We start from the raw sequence: 632 nt of genomic DNA on the forward strand, positions 1-632 counted from the left end.
CAGAGATACAGGCCCGGGGATTGACGACGCCATTTCTTATAAAATTTTCGATGACTTTTTCTCTTATCAAAAAAGCGGAGGCAGCGGTCTTGGGCTCGGCTATTGCCAGCGTGTCATGCGCTCTTTTGGCGGCCGAGTTGAATGCAAATCGAAACTGGGGGAGTTTACGGAATTCCACTTATACTTTCCTATGGTACCCAATGCTCCCCAAGCCGACTCGCTTCGTACTCCTGATTTCAAAGGTTGGCAACAGCCTAAAACGAAGACAGAGCAAAGAACCGTTGACGATATACAACCCATCGATCAGCCATTTCTAATAAATAACAAAGCACCCACAGTACTCATCGTTGACGATAAAGAAGTACAACGCTCACTAGTTCAAATGTATCTGAACCAACTTGGCGTTAACAACTTGCAGGCAAACAACGGTGAAAATGCAGTAGAAATCTTTAAAGCGAATTGCATCGATTTGATTTTGATGGATATTCAAATGCCAGTTATGAATGGTTTTGAAGCCAGCCAAATCATTAAGGCACATTCTCCGCAGATTCCGATCATTGCGCTGTCAGGTGAATCTGGCGAACGTGAGCTAGAAATGATTAGCAAGCTGATGGACGGCCGCTTAGAGAAAC

1 protein-coding gene is annotated in these 632 nt (G+C 44.6%); it reads left to right on the forward strand.

Features of this window, described 5'->3' with window-relative positions:
- Window positions 1–632, forward strand: a 632-nt coding sequence (locus GMA8713_RS26165) for a response regulator (protein WP_157515812.1), incomplete at both ends; no start/stop codon positions are given.

This window comes from Grimontia marina (genome assembly GCF_900060185.1).
Lineage (GTDB): Bacteria > Pseudomonadota > Gammaproteobacteria > Enterobacterales > Vibrionaceae > Enterovibrio > Enterovibrio marinus.